This window comes from uncultured Rikenella sp., from assembly GCF_910579375.1.
Lineage (GTDB): Bacteria > Bacteroidota > Bacteroidia > Bacteroidales > Rikenellaceae > Rikenella.
Genome location: NZ_CAJTUJ010000217.1, coordinates 1 through 2,234 on the forward strand (window position 1 = coordinate 1; position 2,234 = coordinate 2,234).

The 2,234-nt window shown below is 57.6% G+C and carries 2 protein-coding genes; both read right to left on the reverse strand.

The features are described 5' to 3' along the window. Positions 1-1,375, reverse strand: a 1,375-nt coding sequence (locus QZ302_RS09825) for a V-type ATPase 116kDa subunit family protein (protein WP_294594910.1), incomplete at its 3' end; no start/stop codon positions are given. Further along, the gene (locus QZ302_RS09830; RefSeq protein ID WP_294594912.1) at positions 1,372-1,968 is read right to left on the reverse strand and encodes a V-type ATP synthase subunit D; all 597 of its coding nucleotides are present in this window, start codon (positions 1,966-1,968) and stop codon (positions 1,372-1,374) included. The genes QZ302_RS09825 and QZ302_RS09830, both read right to left, overlap by 4 nt. Positions 1,969-2,234 lie beyond the last annotated feature (266 nt).

The window sequence follows — 2,234 nt, forward strand, 5'->3', positions numbered from 1 at the left end:
GAATCAACCACCCCAGCGTCGACAAGCCGTAGAGAAAGCTCCCGTTCTGTTTCCAGCGGTTGAAGATGCGCAGAATCATCCCGAACAAGATCTGCGCCGCCCCCAGCCCCACCGCGACATTGAACATATTTTCGTTCGAGACGAAGTATTCCTTGAACCTCACCAGCTCCGGCACCTTCGCCAGCTCGATACCGAAGACATTCCCCGTCAAGAGCCCGAAGAAGACCGTCGCTATATTGAGGAAGAGCGCCAGCCAGGCAAAATCCCGAAAACGCACCGGAATCTTGCGCCAGAAGAGCACGATCGCCAAGATGAACAGCACCCCGTAGCCCGCATCCCCGAAACACATCCCGAAGAAGAGCATGAAGAACGGCGCAAAGAACGGCGTGATATCGATTTCGTTGTACCTCGGCAGCATATAGAGCGATCCGATCGGTTCGAACAACCGCGCAAAGAAATGATTCTTGAGTTTGATCGGCGGATTCTGTTCGACCCTCGCCTCCTCCTCCGCCCAGACCACCGGCTGGCCGTCGAGAAACTCCTCCACCTGCGCTTTGAGGGGAGTCGGCGCCCACGCCTCGATCACCTTCACCGTCCCCTCCGCATACTCCGTCCCCGCGTGCAGCGCCTCGTCGAACGCAATTCCGTTCTTCAGCTCCACATAATCGGCCCATATCCGATCCCGCGACAAAGCCGCCCGCGCAATCACCTCCTGTTTTTGCGCCTCCTCCCTCAGATAGGTTTCGATCTGCAACTCCTTCTGTGCAAACGTCATCTCCGGCGCGCGCAACTCGACCGCCGCCGTCCCCAGCCCGATCGCTTCCGTCGCCGCCCCCGCCTCGCCCACCGGCTGCGCCACCACGAAATAGGTCATCCCGCCCAAATTCTGCGCCACCACCTGAATCGGGTATTCCCACTCCCACTCCGTCCGGTACTGTTTGGTCGGCACCTCGAAGAAGCGGAGAGCAATCCCCTCAGCCTCCCTGAGCCGCCTGATTTCCGCCGGGTCGAACTCGCCCCACATCGCCAACCCGTCCAGCTCCGCCGTCGCCTTCATGCGAAGCGTTTCGAGCTGCGCGATGCGCTCCGTCGCCCCTTCCAACGCCTCGACCGCCTCTTCGACCGTATCGAAAGGCGCCACATCGCGTTTCTCCTCCTCGGCATCCTTTTCGGCCTTCCCCCGCTTGACCGCCCCGAGGCGCATGTAAGCATTTTTATACCGTTCGGCCCTGGCCATCCTCTCCCTCTGCTCCGTCGACGGCTCCCAGTCCGAGAGCGTCACATCCGCCACCCCCAGCTCCCGCAGGCGTTCCATAAACGACTCCACGTCGCCGTGGTACAAGACGACATTGAATCGGGTCATGCGTTCGATCATAAAGCAGCCTCCGTTTCCAGTCTGGATTTAACAATTTTCTGGGACGATTTCGAGAGGTTTTCCTCGTCTTCGAGGAAACGTTTGATCTTCCTGATCGCCTCCTGATATCCCGGGATCTGCACCTTTTCGTACAGATTGACCTTCTGCGTGGTCTTCTTCCGCGCCCTTTCGAGCAGCTCCATCTTCCGTCGATAGAACTCGCTTTCGACGCCCAGCCGAGCCAGCTCCTTGAGAATCCTCATCCCGTCGGCGAGCCACAGCGGCGCACTGAACAGGTTGTACGGTTTCTCCTCATACTGAATATCTTCGAGCACCGGGATCTCGACCCCGGCGATTTTCTGCTCTCCGAACTTCACCTCCCTGACGGTAATCAACGACCGGTCGAACTCCCCCCAGAGCTGCACCATATAGTCGTACTCCCGCATCGTTCGGTCGAGCTGCTCCTGCAACTCCGCGACCCTGTCTTTGGCCTTTTTGACCTCAGAGCGCAGTGCCGACTCCTTGCTTTTGATCGTAGGCAAGGCTTTGGTTCTCATGGCGAGCTGTTTTCCGAGCTCGCCGAGCGCAGTTTTATTGAACTGAAACTTGATCATTCTAAAATAATTTTGCCTCGTAAAAGACAAGGCCGCCGGCAGCTTGAGGATGCGTCAGCATCCGTCTAAAGTTTGGCTTCGCGTTGCCTTCGGCTTCCTCGTGCTACCTCGGCATAGCCCGTAAACGGTCTCTGCCCTCGGAACGCTACTCGGTTCTTTCTTGCACCTCGGCCATTCAAACAAGTTTGATGGCACTCGGTTGCTGCGTCGGTTTTCTGGTTCTTTTTGTTCACAAAAAAACAGTTCTATCTGGGGCAGTGATCAGA